Annotated in this window: 20 protein-coding genes; 9 read left to right on the plus strand and 11 right to left on the minus strand. The window is 74.3% G+C overall.

Translation table 11 applies throughout. The features are described 5' to 3' along the window. Together CCO02nite_RS13035 and CCO02nite_RS13040 are read right to left on the minus strand one after the other, a co-directional pair. Positions 1-738 (minus strand): hypothetical protein (locus CCO02nite_RS13035; RefSeq protein WP_146843596.1); only part of this gene is annotated, 738 nt, incomplete at its 3' end. A 61-nt stretch (positions 739-799) separates the two neighbouring features. After that, entirely contained in the window at positions 800-3,337 is a 2,538-nt protein-coding gene (locus CCO02nite_RS13040; protein WP_146843597.1) for a type IV secretory system conjugative DNA transfer family protein, read from the minus strand. Positions 3,338-3,750: 413 nt separating this feature from the next. Between CCO02nite_RS13040 and CCO02nite_RS13045 the strand changes: the two genes are divergently transcribed. Then, the gene (locus CCO02nite_RS13045; protein ID WP_146843598.1) at positions 3,751-4,644 is read left to right on the plus strand and encodes a hypothetical protein; all 894 of its coding nucleotides are present in this window, start codon (positions 3,751-3,753) and stop codon (positions 4,642-4,644) included. Here CCO02nite_RS13045 and CCO02nite_RS13050 read toward each other — a convergent pair. From CCO02nite_RS13050 to CCO02nite_RS13080, 7 genes are read right to left on the minus strand one after another with little or no spacing between them, the layout of a single operon-like run. Then, positions 4,641-5,285 (minus strand): Pr6Pr family membrane protein, encoded by a 645-nt coding sequence (locus CCO02nite_RS13050; protein ID WP_186812698.1) that lies wholly within the window; start codon positions 5,283-5,285, stop codon positions 4,641-4,643. The genes CCO02nite_RS13045 and CCO02nite_RS13050 overlap by 4 nt on opposite strands. Beyond that, complete coding sequence (locus CCO02nite_RS13055) at positions 5,282-6,184, minus strand: hypothetical protein (RefSeq protein ID WP_146843599.1); 903 nt, start codon at positions 6,182-6,184, stop codon at positions 5,282-5,284. Before CCO02nite_RS13055 ends, CCO02nite_RS13050 begins: the two co-directional genes overlap by 4 nt. A gap of 10 nt (positions 6,185-6,194) precedes the next feature. Beyond that, complete coding sequence (locus tag CCO02nite_RS13060) at positions 6,195-7,427, minus strand: hypothetical protein (RefSeq protein WP_146843600.1); 1,233 nt, start codon at positions 7,425-7,427, stop codon at positions 6,195-6,197. 1 nt (position 7,428) lies between these two features. After that, the gene (locus CCO02nite_RS13065) at positions 7,429-8,874 is read right to left on the minus strand and encodes a sensor histidine kinase (RefSeq protein WP_146843601.1); all 1,446 of its coding nucleotides are present in this window, start codon (positions 8,872-8,874) and stop codon (positions 7,429-7,431) included. Next, on the minus strand, positions 8,871-9,713 hold the full coding sequence (locus CCO02nite_RS13070; RefSeq protein WP_146843602.1) for a hypothetical protein: 843 nt from the start codon (positions 9,711-9,713) through the stop codon (positions 8,871-8,873). The genes CCO02nite_RS13065 and CCO02nite_RS13070 overlap by 4 nt, the downstream gene beginning before the upstream one ends. After that, positions 9,710-10,336: a hypothetical protein gene (locus tag CCO02nite_RS13075; RefSeq protein WP_146843603.1), complete on the minus strand. Its 627-nt coding sequence runs from the start codon at positions 10,334-10,336 to the stop codon at positions 9,710-9,712. Before CCO02nite_RS13075 ends, CCO02nite_RS13070 begins: the two co-directional genes overlap by 4 nt. Then, complete coding sequence (locus tag CCO02nite_RS13080; protein WP_146843604.1) at positions 10,326-11,051, minus strand: hypothetical protein; 726 nt, start codon at positions 11,049-11,051, stop codon at positions 10,326-10,328. The genes CCO02nite_RS13075 and CCO02nite_RS13080 overlap by 11 nt, the downstream gene beginning before the upstream one ends. A gap of 204 nt (positions 11,052-11,255) precedes the next feature. Between CCO02nite_RS13080 and CCO02nite_RS13085 the strand changes: the two genes are divergently transcribed. From CCO02nite_RS13085 to CCO02nite_RS13120, 8 genes are all read left to right on the plus strand, one after another. After that, entirely contained in the window at positions 11,256-11,867 is a 612-nt protein-coding gene (locus CCO02nite_RS13085; RefSeq protein ID WP_146843605.1) for a hypothetical protein, read from the plus strand. A gap of 33 nt (positions 11,868-11,900) precedes the next feature. Beyond that, positions 11,901-13,088, plus strand: coding sequence for an OmpA family protein (locus tag CCO02nite_RS16250; protein ID WP_146843606.1), 1,188 nt, complete (start codon positions 11,901-11,903; stop codon positions 13,086-13,088). Positions 13,089-13,217: 129 nt separating this feature from the next. Continuing rightward, positions 13,218-13,859, plus strand: coding sequence for an NADPH-dependent F420 reductase (locus CCO02nite_RS13095; RefSeq protein WP_146843607.1), 642 nt, complete (start codon positions 13,218-13,220; stop codon positions 13,857-13,859). A 233-nt stretch (positions 13,860-14,092) separates the two neighbouring features. Then, positions 14,093-14,374: a lactococcin 972 family bacteriocin gene (locus tag CCO02nite_RS13100; protein ID WP_186812699.1), complete on the plus strand. Its 282-nt coding sequence runs from the start codon at positions 14,093-14,095 to the stop codon at positions 14,372-14,374. After that, the gene (locus CCO02nite_RS13105) at positions 14,371-15,018 is read left to right on the plus strand and encodes a hypothetical protein (protein ID WP_146843609.1); all 648 of its coding nucleotides are present in this window, start codon (positions 14,371-14,373) and stop codon (positions 15,016-15,018) included. The genes CCO02nite_RS13100 and CCO02nite_RS13105 overlap by 4 nt, the downstream gene beginning before the upstream one ends. After that, the gene (locus CCO02nite_RS13110) at positions 15,015-16,091 is read left to right on the plus strand and encodes a peptidoglycan-binding domain-containing protein (RefSeq protein WP_146843610.1); all 1,077 of its coding nucleotides are present in this window, start codon (positions 15,015-15,017) and stop codon (positions 16,089-16,091) included. The genes CCO02nite_RS13105 and CCO02nite_RS13110 overlap by 4 nt, the downstream gene beginning before the upstream one ends. Next, positions 16,082-16,705 carry an ABC transporter ATP-binding protein gene (locus CCO02nite_RS13115; protein WP_222593205.1) on the plus strand — a complete coding sequence of 208 codons (624 nt, stop codon included), beginning with the start codon at positions 16,082-16,084 and terminating at the stop codon, positions 16,703-16,705. The genes CCO02nite_RS13110 and CCO02nite_RS13115 overlap by 10 nt, the downstream gene beginning before the upstream one ends. Further along, entirely contained in the window at positions 16,702-17,826 is a 1,125-nt protein-coding gene (locus CCO02nite_RS13120) for a hypothetical protein (RefSeq protein WP_146843611.1), read from the plus strand. The genes CCO02nite_RS13115 and CCO02nite_RS13120 overlap by 4 nt, the downstream gene beginning before the upstream one ends. A 14-nt stretch (positions 17,827-17,840) precedes the next feature. On the opposite strand, the gene CCO02nite_RS13125 is transcribed toward CCO02nite_RS13120, so the two are convergent. Both CCO02nite_RS13125 and CCO02nite_RS13130 read right to left on the minus strand, forming a co-directional pair. Next, positions 17,841-18,545 carry a DUF2786 domain-containing protein gene (locus CCO02nite_RS13125; protein ID WP_146843612.1) on the minus strand — a complete coding sequence of 235 codons (705 nt, stop codon included), beginning with the start codon at positions 18,543-18,545 and terminating at the stop codon, positions 17,841-17,843. A gap of 98 nt (positions 18,546-18,643) precedes the next feature. Beyond that, positions 18,644-20,386, minus strand: coding sequence for a calcium-binding protein (locus tag CCO02nite_RS13130; protein ID WP_146843613.1), 1,743 nt, complete (start codon positions 20,384-20,386; stop codon positions 18,644-18,646). Positions 20,387-20,455 lie beyond the last annotated feature (69 nt).

The following is a 20,455-nucleotide window of genomic DNA, read 5'->3' on the forward strand; positions in this document are numbered from 1 at the left end:
CGCGCCGACCTCGAGCCAGTGCCGCCGCGCGCCGCCCGCCTCGCCCTCGACGAACGTCGTCGCAGCCCACGACATCACCCCCGGCCCGAACCCGACGAACTGCCGCAGCCACCCGAGCTCGACCTCGCCGGTCGCGACGGCGTGCACGACCTGCACCGGGAGGCGGCCGCTCGCGCCGAGTCCCGCGTGGATCTCGGCGACCCGCGCGGGGTGCACGCCCGCGTCCCACAGCCACTCGAGCTCCTGGCGGCCGGCCGCGCGCGCGGCCTCGGCGGCGCGACGGACCGGACCGGCGGCCGCGGCGAACGCCTCGGCGACGGTCTGCAGGGTGGCCGCGTGCACGTCCTGCGTGAGCGCCCAGTGCGGGGCGCCGCGCACGTGCTCGGCCGCGAGCGCAGGTGTGCGGAACGTCCGCGCGCCGCACGAGCACCCGGTCACGGGCGCCGTCACCACCCACGCCGCTGGCCCCGCCCGGCGCACCTCGGGCGCGACCACGCGTCGCCGACGGAGCCACAGCTCACGCAGCGCGGGGACGTAACGGTCCACGAGCTCGAGGCAGAACAGGTACCCGCCGAGCGCGGCCGCGACGCGCTCCAGCTCGAGGTCGTGCGGCGTCGTCACCGACCAGTCCGGTGCGATCGTGACGGGATGCCGGCGCGTGGAGCGCCCGCGCCGGGACGTGCGGCACGCGACCTCGAACGTCACCGGCGACCCGCCCGGGAACGCGTCGTCGAGCATGTCCCTGTCCCTCCTGCTCGGGTGCGTGCGGAGACGATCCCACCGGGCGCCGACACGCGGCCTACCGCGCGGTCGCGGTCGCGCCCGGGTCGCGAACCGCGGTCAGACGTGCGCGCATCGCGTCGTACGCCCGCTCGAACCCGGCGATCTTGAGGGTCCCGACGAGGACGTACAGCTCGTCCAGCAGGCGCGGGTCGGGCGACTCCGCGTAGCGTCCGAACCGTGCCGTCGTCTCCTCGACGAGCCACCGCTCCTGCCACCCCGGTGCGCCGGGCGCGCTCGTCGGCGCTCGACGCCCCGCGGGTGCGGCGGGTGCGACGGGCGCGATGGGCCTGCGGGGCGCGAGCGTGCCCGCGGACTCCTTGAGGGCCGCGACGACCGCGGCATCGGTCGGCACCCGGACGTCCGCGTACGGCAGCCAGAGCGCGTCGACCGTCGCCGATGCGACGCACGCCGCGGCGTCCGCGAGGCGCGTCGGCGTCCAGCCTGCCGCCGCGGCACGGGCGTAGTGGTCGACGACGAGCGTGAACGGGTCCGTCGGACGGCCGTGCGACGACAGCGAGGCGGCCGCGACCAGGTCGGGGAGGCGCGTGAGCTCCGCGGCCGGCCACCCGCCGAGCCTGATGCTCGCGGCTGCGGCGAGGTTGATGCCGGTGCGCAGCGACACGAACGACCCGACGTTGGCCTCGATCGCGCGGGCGAGCCGCGGCGTGAGGTTGTCGGCCGACTGGGAGGCGATCACCAGCGCGAGCCCGTACTTGCGACCCTCGGCCAGCAGGCGGTCGGGCGCCTCGTCCTGGAAGAGGTGGGCCTCGTCGAACACGACGAGCACGGGCACGTCGGGGTCGGCGCGACGGCCCATCGCATCGCGCAGCTTGCGCAGGTACAGCCCGCCGAGCACCCCGGCGACGTCGTCGCCGAGCTGCGTCGAGGCCAGGTCGACGACGAGGTTGACGTCGCCGTCGAGCACGTCCGCCATGTCGATCGCGTCGACGCCGGTACCGGTCACGTCGCGCAGGGCGCGCGTGCGCTGCCACATGTGGAACCGGGACTGGTACCAGGACGCGAGCTCGTTCCACTCCTTGTCGCCGAGCTCGACGAGCTCGGCGCGGACCCGGCGGGCGACGTCGGGCGCGATCGTCCTGACCGCGTCGACGAGCCCGCGCAGGTGGCTCTGGCTGACCAGCAGCGTCTGGACGACGTGAATGGTGAGCCTGCGGCCGTAGACGTGGCGCGCGGCGGCCGCGACCAGCCAGAACGTGCGTTTGGCGCGCTCGCCGAAGAGGCCGTCCCGGCCCGGGTCGATGATCCGCGCCATCGACTCGAGCAGCGCGTCGACGTTCTGCTCCCAGAGCTCCGGGTCGGGTTCGGCGAGGAGGTTGAGGCCGACCGGGTGCTCCAGGTCGGCGTGGTCGACGTAGTGCGTGACCCGGTCCGTCCGGCCTGCGCTGTGCGCGGCGACCGTGGCGGCGACGTCGCCGTGGGGGTCCAGGACGACGAGCGGGAGGCCCACGTCGAGCCAGGAGACCGCCACGGCCTTGAGCAGCGCGCTCTTGCCGGAGCCGGTCTTCCCCTCGACGAAGACGTGACGGCGCAGGTCCTGCGCGTCGAGCGTGACGTCGACGGGGTCACCCGCGACGTCGACGGAGGCGCCGAGCCGGATCGGGACCGCGGGGGCCGGCAGCGGCGGGTCGAGCGGGCGGCGCGGCGGGTCGGGCAGCCGCGCGGGGATGCCCAGGCCCTGGCCGGTCGTCGTCGTGGGCACCCGCAGGAGTGCGACCGCGTGGTTCTCGGCCACAGCGTGCCCGTACAGCGCCCGTGCGGACTGCTCGAGCGCGGCCGCCGCCTCGTGCGGGGCCGAGGGCACCGCCTCGAGCTCGGCGGAGCGACGGGCGAGTCCCGCCAGCACGGCCGACGAGACGGGACCGGCGCTCGCGACGAACGTGCGGGCGCAGACGATCGCGCCCGCGTGCTCGGTGCGCACGCCGCGACCGGTCGCGGCGTCCAGCTCGTCGAGCACGAGCCCCCGGTCGAGCGCGCTCGGCGCCCCGAGCACCGTCACGACCCACGTGTCGTGGTCGACGCGCGCCAGGGCGGTCACGAGCGCCTCGGCGTGGTCCGCGCTCGGCTTGGGCTGGCCGAGCGCGAGCCGGTCGGACGTCTTGGCCTCGGTCATCCACTCGGGCCGGAACGCGACCTCCTCGTCGGACTGCCCGAACATCGGAGCCGTCCGGATCCGCGTCAGCTCGTACGCGTGCGTGACGGTGCGGGGCGGGTCCGGCTCGTCCACCGGCTCGCCCGACCCGAGCACCAGAGACTGCGCGCAGGCGCCGGCGAGGTCGGCGGCGGCCACGGTCCGGGTGCCGACGACGTCCAGCCAGGCCTGGACACGGCCCGACCCGCCCGCGGCGTGCAGGACGAGCCGGATGCCCGAACCCTCGGGGAGATAGCGGGTCAGCCGGACGAGCTCCCGTGAGTCGCCGACCGACCGCGACCCCGGGTCGTCGCCGCGCACGAGCGCCTCGACCGGGTAGCGCACGGTCGTGCCCCGGCCGGGCCCGGGCGCCGGCTCGGTCCCGGCCCTGTCCTTCTCGTCCATTCCGCTCCTTCGGTCGTCGCGCGGCTCGTCGTGCGTGTGACCCGAAGTCGACCGTGCGGCCGGCGCGCGACTCAACGCCGCCGCCTGAACCGCGTTCATCGACGGCCGTTGTCCGGGCCGTGGACCGGCGGACACGCTCTCAGCCGCCGGAAGGGCCGGCACCGAGGACGAAGGGATCACTCATGGGACAGGTCAGGACGGCCTCTGCGACGCGGACCGGCGAGTACACGGAGGTGCACCGCTGCGCCGGGTGCGGTCGCGCCTTCTGGGCCAAGCGTTCGTGGAACGGGGTCACGGTGCGGTGCCCGTCCTGCGCCAAGGAGCAGTAGCGTCGCCACGAGCCGGGGGACGACGAGGGGAGCGGACATGCCGTGCGCTCGCGCGAGCGGCGCTCGCCGGACGGGACGTGCCTGGTGAGCGACGCGTACACGATCCTCGAGCCGGCGGGTCTGCGTTCCGCGTACGTGACGCTGACCGACGCGCTGATCGAGCGCCTCGAGCCGATGTGCGGCGACGACCTGCACCTCCTGTTCCTCGACAAGTCCGGGCGGCCCGTCGCGTGGCTCGTGCGCGCGCTGTGGAACCTGCTCGCGCGCGAGCCCGGGACCGCCTACGGGGACGGTCGCGTGCCACCGCGGCCGTCGATGAGCTTCGCCAACATCGACCGCGAGCAGTGGTGGGACGTGACGGGCGCGAGCGAGACCGGCGTCGTCGACGTGGGTCGCATCCCCGACGAGACGGTCGCCGGGCTGCGCAGCGCGTACGCGCTCACCAGGCCCGACCACCCCCGCGCCAGCTGGGCAGCACCGACCTTCCTGGACGGCCGCCGCATCGTCGTCGTCGACGAGGTGGCGAACACCGGCGACACCCTGCGGATCGCGACGGGTCTGGTGGCCCGGGCGTTCCCCGGCAGCGTCGTCGAGGGCGCGCACTGGATGACTCCGGGGGCGGTCGTCGACCGGCGCTCCGGTCTGCGCCGCACCGCGTCGGTGCCCGTGTGGTACCGGTCGGACACCTCGGCGGGCCGGCTCGTCGGGAACCGGCTGGCGGCGGGAGCGGGCACCTCATGGCGCGGTCGGGTGGGTGACGAGTTCCTGTCCACCGTGCCGCCGGAGCGGGACCTGCTCGGGCTGCGCCTGCGGGCGGAGGTCGCCCGGCTCGCGGTCGACGTGGCCGCGCGCGCCCTGCTGGCCCGCCCGGCGTCCGCCCGCCCCGACGACGACATCGAGGAACGGATCCGGCTCCTCCACGGCTACGCGGATCTGCGCGAGTTCACCGCCGCACGCCTGCGCCAGGACGTCGGCTAGGACGAGCCCTGCCTGTGCAGGCGTCGGTGGGCAACGATCAGCGCCGCGCCCAACGCCACCACGATGACGAACAGCCCGACGATCGCCCCCAGCACGGGCAGCACGTCGCCCGCGTCACGGATCCGGAGGAACTCGTACGGCGTCTGCGCCGCGCCGGTGACGTCGAGCGGCAGCGCGACCAGCGCCCACGCGACCGGCCACAGGCACCAGAGGCTCGCCGTCCGCAGCGTGCCGGAGCGTGTGCGCAGGGGATGCAGGAGGAAGTCCGCGACGACGAGCACCGGCCCGATGCCGTGCAGGAGCAGCGTCGCGGCCCGCACCCACGTGTCGTCGTGCGGCGCGAACCACGGGCCACCGTTGTTCACGGGAGCGAGCACCGTGGCGAAGATCAGGCCTGAGAGCACGACGGCGACGGTCGTGGCACCCCGCACGTCGTCGAGCGCGACCGACGAGGGCCGCGCCTGCGCGGCGAGCAGCGTGGCCGCGGCCAGGATCGCCGAGCAGACCGTGAAGTACAGCAGCGGGAAGGTCGGGTCCGTGTCCTGCACGAACTGGCAGAGGACGCCGACGAGCAGGGCGACGACGGCCGCCGCACGCACCAGGCGGGCCACCCGGCCGTCGACCGGGCCCGCGGCGGTCATCCGGCGTCCCCCAGTGCGTCGCGGACGAACCGGCCGATGCGCTCGACCGCCGGCAGCGAGTGCCACAGGGCGTGCGTGCCCGCCACCTCCAGCTGGTCCGCGCGGGCCCCGGCTGCACGAGCTCGCGCGGTGAGCGCCGCGCCGGCCTCGGTGAGCCCGTAGCGGCTGTCGCGGCCGTGGACGACGACGAGGCGTCCGGCGCCGGCCGCGGCGACCTCGTCGGGAAGCCCGCCGGACCGCAGCGCACCGGCGAGCAGGAGCATGTCGAGGCGGTTGCGGTGCGGTGCCGAGGTGTCCTCCGGGCGTCGGTCCCACGGCTCGACCGCGTCGACGACGTCGGCGTTGTCGGCCAGCGCGGCGTCGACGAGGCCGTCCTCGGCGCGCGTCGCGGTGAGCAGGGTCCGCGACGACCATCGTCGCGCGGCCACAGGCTCGACGAGCACGAGCGCACTCGCTGCGGCACCCGCGCGTGCCCCCGCCTCGCGCGCCATCGCCGTCCCGAGCGAGCAGCCCAGCGAGTAGCCGACGATCCCCAACCCCGCGCCTGACGCGTCGATCGCGGCGCCCGCGGCGGGGTCCGCCGCGGCGGCGGCCGCGAGCATCCGGCCGGCGGCCGGCCGGAAGTCGGACCGGCGCAGCAGCGCCCAGCGTTCCGCGGCGGTCAGCCGCGAGCCTCGCACTCCACAGCCGGGGGTCTCGACGACGACGAGACGCGCCCCCAGCACGTGCGCCAGCAACCGGAACCGCTGGAGCTCGAACGGGTCCAGGCTCGCCGCGTACCCCATCGCCGCGACGAACGTCCGGGGGCCCGGCACGGGTGGTTCGAGCACGGCCACGCCGAGCGGGCCCTCGCCCAGGTCGACGGTCCGCGTCGTGACACCGACGTCGTCCGGGAGCATCGTCAGCACGCTACCTTCCCTCGTACGACCGGGACATGCGGCTTCGCCACCGGCGGTTCTGGGCCCGGACCTCGTCGTCGCCCGGGTCTTCGCCCTCGAGGAGCGAGCGCAGCGCGAGGGCGGCGCGGTGCCAGTCGTTGAGTGCGGCGTCCACGTCGTCGGCGTCCCAGAACGACCGCGTCGCCTCCAGCTCGTCGTGCAGGCGGCCGCGCGCCCGGTCGCGGTCGTACTCGGCCTCGCTGCGCGTCTCGTCCGCCCGCAGCTGGGCGAGCGACGGCGGCCAGGAGTCCCGTGGGCGCGGCGACCGGCCGAGATCGTCGTCGCCCGTGTACGCCGTCGCGAACGATCGCATCCCGTCGTAGAGGCGCGCGACGAGCAGGTCGTGGAACTGGGTCGTCGGGTTGGGCCGCTTCGGCAGCGCGGACCGTTCGACGAGGCCGAGCCGCTTGTACGGCGCCGTCGCGGCGGAGCCCTTCGCGGCCAGCAGGGCGCGGAACCACGAGTGAGGGTCGAGCCCGTCCGGACGGACCAACCAGGTGAGCTCGTTGCTCCGGGTGGGGATGGGTGCCAGCAGGGCGTCGAGCCTCCTCGCGGCCTCGTCGACGACGGCCTGCTGGTAGTCGTCACCCTTCGCGCCCTTCAGCCGGGTCGCGATCGTCCTGGTCGACAGCGCCTGCTCGTCCTTCTGGAACGGGAACGTCGGCACGTGGAACCAGGCGCGCGCGGCGGCGGCGAAGAGCCGACCGGTCGGCTGACCGAGGTCGACGTAGGCGAAGACCCGGTTCGTGGGGCGGTCGGCGGGCAGGCCGAGCGCCTGCGTCAGGTACAGCAGGACGCCCACGCCGGTGGTCGCGCGGACCTGGCGGGTGGTGCGGACGGAGTCCAGCTCAGCCAGCAGGTCACGCTCGTCCGCCGTCAGCGCCTCGGCGTCGTCGTTGCGGAGCCGCCGTTCGGCGCTCAGCACCGGCGGTGTGGTCACGTCGACGAGGTCGACCTCGTCGCTGTCGTAGGTCGCCGTGTTGAGCTCGAAGTCGACGAGGAAGATGTCGACCGCTCGGAGGTCGTCGACGCCGATCGCGAGGAGCTCGGCGATGGACTCGACGCGGTCCACCCGGACGTCGACGGTCGACTCGTCGCCGTACTGCGCGGTGAGATCCGCGGCGAGGACGTCGGCGGCGGCTCTGATCCGCCTGTACTTCGCCCCCAGGTCGTCGACGACGACGACGCGCTTGCCGACCGACACCTCAGACCACCTCCGATCGTGATTCGAGCAACGGCCTCAGCTCGTTGCGCCAGCGGGCCTCGATCGTCTTTCCTCCGCCGTCCAGCGGGACCTGACGCAGCGAACCGCCGCGTCGTTCGATCTCGTGGCGGAAGTTCCTCAGGATCCCTCCCGACGTCAGCCACGTCTGCCGGGGGACCAGGGGCAGCGCGTCGGTCACGGCGACGTAGACGTCGCCGCCCTCGAGGCGCGCCTCCACGCGCAGCGGCCGCTCCGGTGCGTCGGCCTCGACGTAGGCCCTGACCGCGTTGAGGGTGAGCGTCCTGATCAGCTGCTTGGCGAACCGGGCGTTCTCCGTGCGCACGACGCGCGAAGGATCGAAGTCCCGGTCGTTCGTCTCCGGAAGGTCGATCGCGAGGACCGGCCGGATCGCCTCCGACTGGCAGATGCGCCGCACCACGGTGCGGACGTCCGGCAGGACGCTCGTCTCCTCCGAGAACCCGTCACGGGACGACTGGTGGAGGTCCTCGAGGTCGCGGTAGAGCGCCTCGAGCTCGATCAGCTCCGCCGCCGTCAGGCGAGGCGACTCCCGCAGGCTCACGACACCGACCGACATGATCTGCGTGACGTCGTGGAACTCGCGCCCGAGGTGGGCCATGACCTCGGCACGGCGGGCGGCGGCCACGAGACCGCTCGCCGCGACGGCCCTGTCGTGCTCGCGGATGCGCAGGCCGAGCGCGTAGCCGAGACCGCAGACGAGGAATGCGTACGGAAGCGCGCCCGGCGGCCAGAACCCGCACAGGTCGGACCACCACACGACGAAGGCCGCGAGGAGGCCGAGGATCAGCCAGGCCGCGGGCCGCAGCCGGCCCATCCAGCGGCCCGAGCGGTCCGCCAATTCCGAGTAGGCGGTCGACTCCAGCAGCGGCCCGCTCGCCCCGGAGTTGGCGTACAGGACGACGCCGGCGTAGGAGACGACTTTCAGCCAGCCGGTGCCGTCGTCCGCCCGGGTCCCGAACGCGACGGCGAACGCCGACCCGATGATCGCGACGGCGCCGAGCACGCCCGTCAGGAAGAGCGGCGTGCGCTCGTAGACCCGACGCCGCCACTCGAGCAGGCGCGCGCGCAGTCCCCGGCCGCGCTCCCGCGCATCCGCTGCCGGTCCGGCGTCCTCCGCCTTCCGGGCGCTCCCGTGCTCGAGGTAGATCTCCAGCCCGCCCTGCAGGGCCGCGGGAACGGTGAGGAGCCACCACGCCCAGGCGGCCGTGGACGGGAGTGCGGCCACGACGCCGACGACGAGCGCCGCCAGCGCCAGGCGCGACATGAACTGCCGGATCCGGTCGTAGACCAGCATGCGCAGGTCGGCCGCACGCCGGAACCAGTCGCCGGCCGGAGCGGGCGCGACCAGGTCGGCGAAGGGCTGGACCCATCGGCCCGCCGTCGGCGGTTCGACATCGAGCATGCTCATCGGGTCTCCCCCTCGGGCTGCCGGCCAGGAGCGTGCGGCGCGTCGGGGTGGCGGGGGCTCGCGATGCCGCTCCTGCGGGGGTCGCCGAGGCCGATCACCATCTCGCCGCGCACGAGATGCTTGAGCTCCGCCGCGAACCGGGCGTTGCGTTCGCGCGCCATCCTGGCATCGGTCGCGATCCGGCGGATCTCAACGCGCCGCTTGTGCACGTTCGAGTGAAGCTGCTGGTAGGTGGCCTCGACGGCGCCGAGCTCGGTGCGGGTCTGCTCCAGCTCGACGAGATCGCGCCGTCCCGCCGCGTGGGCGTCGTTGCGCAGCTCCCACAGGTCGCCGAACGCCAGCACGCCGCAGACGACGTACACCACGAGGAACACGGCGGCGGCGACCGCGTCGAACGAGGCCGCCGGCGCCGCGGTCGTCGCGCCCTCGTACGCCACCGTCGTGCTCACGCGGGACGCGGACAGACGCATCGCCATGATGCCGAGCCCGCCGGCACCCCAGGCGACCAGCAGGACGACGGGCACGACGAGCGCGGACCGCGACCCGGGGTGCGCGCCGCGCGCGCCGCGCCAGCTCCAGCCCGCCTGCCCGGCGGCCAGCAGCGCGACGACGCCGATCCCCGCCGCGGTAGCCCACGAGAGCGCGACGTCGTGTCGCAGCACGCGCGCGACGGCGGGCTCCATGAGGAGCACGTCGACCACGGTGCAGGCGATCGCGCCGAGCGCGACGAGGATCGGGCCGAGCGGCGAGCGCGGCATCAGCGCCGCGAGCTGCGGCGCGGCCCAGCTCACCTTGCGACTCGAGGGCCGGGTCTCGAGGTTGGCGTGGGTCGTGGTCATCGCTGGTGCTCCTTCGGGGCGTAGATCAGGGGGTTGTCGAACACGGCCAGGGCCGTCAGGTCCGCGTCGTCGTGCAGGCCCGACGAGGCGTCGAGCGCGTCGCCGAGGGCGACCGGGCGCGGGGCGGTCGGCTGCTCGTCCGCGACCGGCTCCGGACGGAACTCGTCGGCGCCGAGCAGCACGCGCCGCCAGCCCGCGACGTCCGCCTCGAGCCGCGCCGCCTCCGCACGCAGGCGCGCCAGGCGCGCCTGGGACGCCGTGAGGTGGTGCAGCTCCATGCCGAGGAGCGAACGCAGGGTGAGCTCGCGCTCCCGCGACTCGGCCTCGACCGCCGCATCCCAGCCGGCGCGCAGGGCGTCGATGTGGCCGTCGAGCCAGTCGGGCACCTCGTCGTCGACCGCGTGCTGCTCCACGGCCGCGCGGACGCGCGCGACGACGTAGGCGATCGCCGCGTCGCGGTCCACGGGCGTGGTGCCGGGCGCGTGGTCGAGCGCGGTGTAGCTGTCGGGGTGGTCGACGAGCGTCGTCGTCGTGCGGTCCGGGTCGGCGACCTCGCCGAGCCGGACCTGACGCGCGACGCGCACCGGCTCGTCCGCGGTGCGGTTCCTCCTCCTACCGAACATCGGCCTCCACCTCCATGGTGATCGTGCGGTCGAAGCCCGCGGGGACCCACGGGCAGGGCTGGGTGGTCCAGGCCGCGGTGGGCAGCGGGGCGGCCTGGGTCGTCACGTCGAGGGGAGTGGCGCGGCCCGCGCGCTGCCGGGCACGCGTGTACGTCGCGCGGCGGCGCGTGTAGAACCAGCGGAGCCGCTCGGAGACCTCGCACGCGAGCTCGAACTCCTCGGCGACGGTCGCGCGCAGCGTGACGCAGCGCTCCTGCACGGCGCTGCGCTCGTCCCGGAGCCGGCGGGCCTCGTCCTGCAGCGCACCGAGCGCGGCGTCGTGCTCGCGGAGCCGTCGCGCCTTGATCGCGGCCTCGTCCAGGTGGCGCTCGCCGTTCCCGACCGCGGCGAGCACGGGCTCGGGGAGCTCGCCGATCCTGGCCTCGACGGCGTCGATCTCACGGCCGAGCCGCACCCAGTGGCCGTACTGCTCGCGCAGCTCGCGCGCCTCACGGGCCAGTGCGTCAGCGGTGCGGGCCAGGATCCGCTGGTCGTTCTCCCGGTAGGTCGCCAGGAGCCGCTGCTCCCACGCCGTGCCGTCGGGGCCGGCGGGCGCACCGCGGTCGAGACGCCCGGCGGCGCCGTCGGCGACGTAGAACACCGGGTCCAGCGACAGGGCGTGCTCCACCCGCCTGCGGGACCGGTGCCTGCGGCGGTCGGTGCGGTCGTTCCTCATGGCTCCTCCTCGTGGTCGCGACGTGCTGAGGGCGCCAGCCTCGACCGACGAACCGATGGCCGTCAGCGGGCGCCGTTGAACGCGGTTTCGCACGGGTGCAGGGCGCTGAAGCGACGTTGCGCGGTGGGCCTGGAGCCACGACGCGTCCCACGACGACCGTCTGTGACGTCAGGTCAGGCACCCACCGAACGGAGATCGACCACCGTGAGCACCCTCACCGCACCGGCCCCTCACCCCACGGACCTCGCCGCCGGTCCGTCGTCCACGCCGCGGCCGCGGCTGCACCTCGTCCCCACGGACGCCGCCCCCGCGACCTCCGCCACGGCCTCGCACCCGCTGCGCTGGGGCCTCGTCGACTGGCGCATCGACATCGAGAACCTCTGCGGCACCGGCGACCCCGGCGTCGGTCTCGTCCGGGCGGTCTGGGCGTCGCTCAGCCCGCTCATCCAGACCGGCGACACCGTCACGATCGCGACGGGCAAGCTGTGCGCCCCCGTCGTGCGGATGGCCCTGCGCCACACCGGCGCCCGGTTCCTCGTCCGCGGCGGCCGGGACGGCGCCGACCTCGCGCTGCTCGCCGACGCCGACTTCGAGCAGATCGCCGCCCGCAACCACTGGGTGGCGATCGCGGGTGGCGACGTCGCGTACCTGTCCCTCGCGCGGAAGGCGTCCGTCTACGGCCTGCGGACGTGGCTCGTCAACGGCGAGTCGCGCCCCGCGCGCGCCCTCGTCGAGTCCGTCGACATCCACAGCCAGCTGCGCGTCCGCCGCCCGGGCCGCTACCTGGCACCCGCCCCCGCCCGCGCCACCGCCTGATCCGTCCGCCGTCCCGACCCGAAGGAGAACGCCATGTCCACCATCTCGACCCGGCTGCTCGCCGCCGCTGCGGCTGTCGTCGCGGCGGCCCTGCTCGCCGGCTGCGCGTCGGGTACCGCCGTCGGGCCGTCGGCGCAGGCCGACTGCCCGACGGCCCCCGCCCTTGCCCTCGTCGTGCCCGTCCACCAGAACGCGCAGGAGCCCGGCGTCCCGCAGGAGTGGGACTGCGCGCTGGACCGGGCGATCCGCGACGGCGCGCCGATCAGCGTCGTCACCGCCGAGGGGCGGCCCCAGGTGCTCCTCAAGGGCTTCCGCGCCGACGTCAGCGCGGACAACCCGCAGGCCGTGGAGGACGACGTCGTCGCCGCGAAGAACACCGTGATCGCCTCGGTGGCGTCGGCGAGCGCGTCGTCGGCCGGCAACGACCTGCTCGGTGCCGTCGCGCTCGCGGCCGACCTCGCACCGGGCGGCCAGATCCTGTCGCTCGACAACGGCACGACGGACACGGGCGTGGTGCGCACGGCCGACGAGGGCATGACGACGCTGGTGGACCCGGCGGACGTCGCCCAGCTCGTCGTCGACCGCGGCGCGTGCCCCGCGGTGGAGGGCGCGCGCGTGCAGCTGTACTCGCTGGGCTACCAGGTCGCGCCGGCGGAGCCGATCTCCACGCGGCAGCGCACGCGCGTGGCCCAGACCTGGGAGTCGGTCCTGGTGGCGTGCGGCGCCGAGGTCGCGGCGGTGGCGTTGCCCCGCACGGGAGAGGGGCCCGCGGGCGCGTACACGACCCGGGCCATCGCCCCCGAGGCGGACCCGGCGATGCCGGCGCTGGCGGCCGCGTCCTCGTGCGAGGCCACCCTGCCTGACGCCGTCGTCGGGTTCGTCGCCGACGAGGCGACGCTCCTCTCGCCCGCCGACGCGCGGTCCGCGGTCGCCGCGGCCGCACGGCAGCTGGCCGCGTGCTCGGGTGACGTCCAGGTCGTCGGCACGACGAGCTCGGCGGGGACCGAGGCGGGCCGCGCGGCCCTGTCGGCGAGGCGGGCGGAGGCGGTCCGCGACCTCCTCGCCGACGCCCTCGGCGTGCCGGCCGGTGCCATCGCCGCGACGGGCCTGGGCTACGACGAGGGCCCGCTCGGCGGCTGCGTCGTCGACCGGGTCGACGGGGTGCTCGACCCCGCCCTGGCGGCACAGAACCGCAAGGTGGTCATCCGGATCGGCGGGTGAGCCCTGCGTCCGGATGGTGAGCGGCCGCGACAGGTCGTCGCGCGGACGCGGGTCGGGACGGCCTGGCTCCCTGACTCGACCGACCGCGGTCTCGGGAATGCCGACCGGTCCTGGCCGATTGAGACCGCCATGACCACCTACGGAATCATCGGAGCCGGGAACATCGGCAGCCAGGTCGCCCGCGCCGTCATCGCGCTGGGTCACGACGTCGTCATCGCCAACTCACGGGACCCGCACACGCTCGCGGGCCTCGTCGCCGAGCTCGGCCCGCGGGCGCGGGCGGCCACCGCGCAGGAGGCCGCCCAGGCCGCCGAGGTCGCGGTCGTGACCGTGCCGCTGCGCGCGCTCCCCGACGTCCCCGTCGAGCCGCTCGCCGGCAAGATCGTGCTCGACACCAACAACTACTACTTCGAGCGCGACGGGCGGATCGACGCGCTCGATCGCGGCGAGGCCACCACGTCGGGCCTGCTGCAGGAGCACCTGCCGACGTCCCAGGTCGTCAAGGCGTTCAACCACATCCAGGCCGCGCAGATCACCACCGACGGCACGCCCGCAGGCACTCCCGACCGTCGCGCGCTGGCCACGTCCAGCGATCACCCGGACGCCGTGCGGCTCGTCACCGAGCTCTACGACGCGCTCGGCTTCGACACGGTGGACGTCTCGCCGCTGAGCGAGTCGTGGCGGGTCGAGCGCGACCGCCCCGCCTACGTGGTCCGCCAGAACCGCGACGAGCTCCGCGCCAACCTCGCCGTCGCCCCCCGCACGATCTGACGCCGCGCGGTCCGGCCCCTGTCTGCGGGGCCGGACCACGCGACTGCCGTGTCGGGCCCCAGGAGCTCGAGCAGCTGCGGGGCGTCGGTCGTACGAGCGCCGGGCCGCGCCGTCGCGGTCGCGCGGGATGTGGTTGTCCGCCCGTTCCGGTTTGCTCTAGTTTGTCTGCTGCGCCTGCAGGGGGTGCCTGACGCACGGGAACGGTGCTGATCATGAAGAGTGCACGTAGGTCCATGGCCGCCTTGGTGCTGGCCGCGGCCGTGACGTTCGGAGCGACGTCGCCCGCCAGTGCCACGATCTCGTACGTGGGCGGCGGCGAGTGGGACCACGGGGTGAGCGCGAGCACGACGTGGTCCTTCTACTACCACGCCGTCTACCGCCACAAGTCCACGGTCATCACGAGCGAAGGCACCACCACGAGCGGGTGGAAGGCCAAGAAGTTCTGGGCGTTCGCCCAGCGGGACTCGACCCGGTCGGGCAACAAGACCTACTACGACTACGACTCGAGCTCGTGATCGGCGGGGCTCCAGGTCGTTGGGGCGGTGCGCTCCTGCTCGTCGTGCTCGCCGTCCTGACCTCGGCCTGCGGGGGCCACGCCGCGGCGACGGAGAGCTCGAACGCCGAGAGTGTCGCCTTCTCCGGTGAGGTTCCGGAGTTCGAGGGGCCGTACGCCGCGGAGTTCGCGGACTTCTACGTGCACTCGACGTCGGAGTTCGTCCGTGCCGTCCTCGCCGACGGCGAGATCACCGACGCGGAGTACGCCGAGATGGTGACGCGACTCTCCGAGTGTCTCGACGGGTACGGCGTCGAGCTGCAGTCGATCGCGCCGGGCGCCGGGATGAGCACGACGAACGCGCCGAACGGCGCGGACACCCACGAGATCATCAACACCTGCTCCGTCGTGGCGGGCGAGAACTCGATCGGGGCGCTGCGGGACTTCATGGCGGACAACCCGGACAACGCCGACCCGACGCCGCTCATCGTGCAGTGCCTGGTCGACTCCGGAACGGTCCCGTCCGACTACGGCGTCGAGGACTTCGACACCGACAGCCAGAGCAGGTTCACGGACCTCGACCAGCTCGACCCTGGGCTGAGCGCCGCCTTCACGAGCTGCACGATGGACGTGAGTCGGTCGATGACGGCTGACGCGTCCCGGTGAGACGGCTGGCGCGCGCGGTGGCGCGCGGGGTGCGGGGGCGAGTAGGCGTCGTCGGGGCAGTGGCGGGTACGGCGCTGGGCGTCGTGGTCGTCGCGGGGATCGCGTGGGCGCCGAGCGCGGTGCCCGGGTCGTTGGCCGCGGGGCCGGCGGTGACGGCCGCGCCCGTGACGTACGAGGACTACGACGACGCGCGTGAGACGCCGTTCACGTTCGTGACGAGTCCGAGCGAGGACGTCGAGCTGAGGCGTGCGGGGACCGTGACGAGCGTGGACTGCGCGGCGGGCGGCACGCTCACGTCGGGCGACGTCCCGGTGACGGTCGACGCGGCGCCCGTCGTCGCGCTGCACACCGAGTACCCCGTGTGGCGTGACCTCGCCCCGGGGGACAGCGGCCCGGACGTCGCTGCGGTCCAGGCCGAGCTCGTCCGGCTCGGTTATGACGCCGGCACGAGCGCGGTCGTCGACGTGACCACGAGCGCGGCGGTCCACGAGTTCCTCACGGACCGGGGTGCTCCGGCATCGGACGCCGCGCTCACGCGTGACACGGTGGTCTGGCTCCCCGAGCCCTCGCTCGTCGTGACGCGTTGCGCGCTCGAGGTGGCGGACGTCGTCGAGGCCGGTGACACGCTCCTCACGACGGGGGGCGTGCTCGTTGCGCTCGAGCCCGCGGTCCTCGTCGACGGCCTCGCGCCCGGTGCGCGCACCGCCCGGTTCGACGACGTGGCCGCACCCGTCGACGAGGACGGCCGGGTCACGGACGCAGCATTCCTCGCCGCAGTCTCGTCGTCCCCGGAGTACGCGTTCGCGGCGAACCAGCAGGACACGGTCCCGGAGCTCGCCTTCACGACCGCGTTGACCACGCCGCTGCGGGCCGCGGCGGTCCCGGCGGGGGCGCTGTTCGGCATCGACGGGTCGTCGGCCTGCCTCGCGTCGGACGGCGTCCCGCGACGCGTCACGATCGTCTCGTCGTCGCTCGGGTCTACCTTCGTCACGTTCGACGACGGTGCTGCTCCGACGAGCGTCGACCTGCAGGTGCCCGCCGACCGGACCGCCGCGGGAGCGACGTGCACCTGAGCGTCGACGGGCTCACGCACGCGTTCCCCGGGACCGGACCGCTGTTCCACGGGCTGACGTTCGAGGTGCGGCCGGGCGGGGCGACCGCGGTCGTCGGGCCCTCGGGGTCGGGCAAGTCGACCCTGCTGTCGATCGTCGCCGGGTGGCTCGAACCGGATGCCGGCACGGTGACCAGGCACGGCGTCGAGACGGTGTGCTGGGTGTTCCAGAACCCCCACGGCGTCGCCCGACGAACGGCGCTCGACCACGTGGTCCTGCCGCTGCTGACACAGGACCTGACCCGGTCCGAGGCGCAGGACCGGGCGCATGAGATCCTCGCGGTGTTCGACCTGGCCGACGTCGCGGACCGGCAGTTCCGGCGGTTGTCGGGCGGCGAGGCGCAGCGACTCATGCTCGCGCGCGCCGTGGCGACCCGCCCCGACCTGCTGCTCGTCGACGAGCCGACCGCACAGCTCGACCTCCGCACGGCTCGGACCGTGAACGACGTCCTCGCGGGCATCAGCGACTCGGGCGCGATCGTGCTCGTCGCGACGCACGACCCGCACACGCGCGACGCGTGCGCGGATGTCCTCGACCTGGCCGACGCGCAACGCGCCGCCCCGGTGCTGCCGTGACCGACGACGTGGCGCGCACCCGTCGCATGCGGGCGTCGTCGGTGGCGTCCGAGGCCTGGCGCAACGTGCTGACGGGAACCACACGCGCGGTGACCCTCACGATCCTGGCGGCGGGCGCGTGCGGTGCTCTCGCCGCGGCCGACGTCGCCGCGATCGTCGACCTGTCCGAGCAGGCCACGCAGTTCCGCGAGTCCGGTGCGGCCGTCCACGTGCTGTCCTCCCCCGCCGCCGTCAGCGGGCCGCGCTGCGACGCGCTCGGTTCGCTTCCCGGCGTGCTCGGCGCCGGCGCGACGCGACAGTCCGCCGAGCAGCCGACCTTCCTGGCTGCGCCCCGTTCCGGAATCGCGACGGTCGAGGCGACCGTCGGCCTGGCGGGTGTGCTCGGGATCGTCGACGGCACCAAGACGGCCTCGGGCACGGGCGTCGCCGCCGGCGTCTGGTTGTCCGACTCGGCTGCGCAGACCGTCGGAGCCGACGTCGGCACCACGCTCCCGACGTCGGCCGGCCCCGCCCGGGTGGCGGCGCGCTACGTCTACCCGTCCGACGCCTCGGACCGCTCGCTCGCGTACTCCGCGGTCACGCCGGTGCCCGCGTCGGGCCTGTTCGACGCCTGCTGGGTGCTCGCGTGGCCGCCGTCGCCGACCGTCGACACGCTCGTGCGCGCCACCTACGCGGGCGACCCCGATGACCGGTCGAGCGCCACGTTCGGCCAGCTCAGCACGCGGCTGGGTGAGGCGTTCGACGGTCCCGCGCTCTTCGCGAGCCGGACGACCGCGCCCGCGGCTCCGGTCGCGGGCGTGATCGGCCTCATGCTGGGCGGCGGGGCCGTGTGGTTGCGGCGGCTCGAGCTCGCGGCGGCACTGCACGCGCGGGTGCCGAGGCGGGCGATCGTCGCGCAGGTCGGCCTGGAGCTGCTCGTCGTGATGTTCGCGACCGTGCTGGTGACGCTGCCCGTCACGTTCCTCCTCGCCCGCCACGGCAACCCGGACGGGCTGTGGCCCGCGTGGTCCGCCGGGTTGCGGGTCACGTCCGCGGGGGCGGTCGGCGTGCTGGTGGGCGGGGTCCTCGTCGCGGCGACGACGAGCGAGGCGAGGCTGTTCCGCTACTTCAAGGACCGCTGAGGTCACCCTGACCGTCACCTCGGCAGCGCGCGACTCTGGCCGCGCGCGACCTTGCGGTCGGAGACGGCGATGTCTGCACGCGCACCCGCTGCGGCACCCTCGGCCCAGCCCCGGCCCGAGAGCCGCCGGGTCGAACGGCGCACCTGCGGGAACGCGACCGCCAGGGCGGCGTCCACGTCCCGGTCGCGGGCGGCCACGACGAGCGCGTTCGACGTGCCCTCGGTCTCCGCCTCGGTGAGCACCTCGGCGTAGAACGAGCGCAGCCGATCCGCGACGACCGCGGTGAACCCGGCGGCGAACGCGCGTTTGTCGCTCACCAGCCCGCCGTGGCGGTACATCTCGGCCAGCATCTGCGGTTCGAGCGACGCGGACAGCACGGCGGCCAGCGACATGTCGGCCGCGAACCCGAACGCGACGAACTGCGTGCCCCGGCCGTCGCGGACACGCAGCGGCCGGCAGCCGAACGCGAGGTAGACGGCGCTGCGCAGCGAGATCCGGTCCGCCACCCACGAGCCCTCGACGGGCTCGTCCGTACGGATCGGCTCGCGGGCGCGTTCGGCCGTCATCCGCACCGCGGCCTCGTCGACGCTGTGCCGCAGCATGAGCTTCTCGGCGCGTGCCCGCGCGACCTCGCGTTCGGGCTCGTGCGGCGAGCCGCCGTCCGCGATCGCCAGCAGGGTGCGGATCAGGGCGAAGGTCTCGTCCTGGGTCTTCGGCATCGGGCCTCCCGATCGGTGGTCGAGCGGCCACGGTAGGTCCTCGCGCCGACAACCCGTGGCCCGTCGTCCACAGGCCCGACCCACCGGTCGACGAGCCGTCAGGGGATGGAGACCTTCTTCTCGCAGGAGTACGCCTTGTCGGTCCCGGGGCCTCCGTCGCCCAGGTCGGTCCCCGCGTCCCCGTACAGCAGGTCGTTCCCGGCCTCGCCGTACAGCTTGTCGTTGCCGGCGCCGCCGCGCAGCGTGTCGTTGCCCGTGTCGCCGCGCAGCTCGTCGGCCCCGTCGCCGCCCTTGAGCGTGTCGTTGCCCGCGCCCGCGCGCAGGACGTCCTTGCCTGCGCCGCCGTCGAGCACGTCTGCGCCCGCCAGACCGCTGAGCGTGTCGTCGCCGGGCCCGCCCCACAGCTTGTTGACGCCCGCGGTGCCGATCAGGGTGTCGTTGCCCGCGGTGCCGGCCACGTTCTCGATCGAGCTGAGGGTGTCGGTGCCCGCGGTGCCGTTCGACTGCGTGGCGACGCGCAGGTCCACCTTCACCTTCGTCGGGTGGCCGGCGTAGCTCACGGTGTCCGAACCCGCCCCGCCGACGACGGTGTCGTTGCCCGTGGTCGCGACGATCGTGTCGTTGCCCGCGCCGCCGTCGACCTGGTCGTTGCCCGCCCCGCCGTCGACGATGTCGTTGCCGCCGAGCGAGCAGATCCGGTCGTCGCCGCCAAGGCCATGGATCACGTCGTTCCCGGGGGTCCCGAGGATCACGTCCGGACCGTCGGTCGGCGCCTGCCCGTTGGAGAGGCTCACCGTGATCGCCTGGCCGCGGCAGGTGCGTTGCTCGAGCCCGACGAACGTCTCGGCGGACGACCAGGTGATCGAGCCCCCGGGCGGTTGGAAGCCGAGCCGCCAGAAGTACCTCTGGCCGGGTTGGACGTCGGCGAAACCGTCCTCGTACCAGTCGGTCCACGCGCGCCACGCGGTGCCGCCGGTCGGCACCGGGATGCTCACGGTGCTCGGGCTGCCGAAGCCCGCGGTGGTGGCACGCTGGAAGTAGAGCGTCCCGCCCGCGCCGTTCGTGTAGACGACGCCCTGGGAGAACAGCCCGTACGTCGTCGGGTCACTGGTATCGGGGTTCGTCGCCGTCGCGATCGTCGACGGCTGGTCGTAGACGAACCTGTACGACGGCACGCCGCCGCCGGCGCCGAACACGTTGAGCGGTGCGGTCGGCGTGAGTGTCGGGTTCGAGTTGCCGTCCGCGATGTCCACCCGCCCCTGCAGCGTGGCGGCCATCGCGGTGGAGGCCTTGACGCGGAACTGGAACTCCCACGTGTGTCCCTGCGCGAGCGGCCACAGCCCGCCGGTCTGGGTGTAGCCGTTGCGGTAGGCGAACGAGTTCGCACCGAAGTAGTCGGTGAGCAGACCGCTCGCGTACGTCGGGCAGTCGACCGCGCCGGTCGAGGGCTGGCCGTCGTAGTAGCAGACCGGCTGGACGCTCGTGTCGAGCGTGACCCCGGCGGGCAGCACGAAGCCCGGTACGTAGTACTGCCCCGAGCACGGGTTGCCGATGCCCGCGACGACGATGTGGATGGGGAACGACTGGTTCGCGGCCGGCTGGTTGTCGTCGGGGTCCACGTACGACCCGACGAACGTGCCCGCGCCCTTCTCCGTGTACGTCGGCGGGAAGACGATCGACGTGCAGTTGATGACGTCGGACCAGGCGATCGCGCCGTCGGCGTAACCGCCGGGTTCGTTGGCGTGCGCGGCGCTCGCGCCGGCGATGCCCGCACCGAGCGCGACGACGGCGGCGGTGGCGACGGTGACGACCCGTCGAAGAGCGCTGCGGAACGGGTGCATCGGGGCGACCTTCCTACCGGAGTTGGAAGCAAGGTAGCGGCGGGACGAAGGTCCTGGTCCGGGTACATC

It is taken from the genome of Cellulomonas composti, from assembly GCF_007990245.1.
GTDB classification, from domain to species: domain Bacteria; phylum Actinomycetota; class Actinomycetes; order Actinomycetales; family Cellulomonadaceae; genus Cellulomonas; species Cellulomonas composti.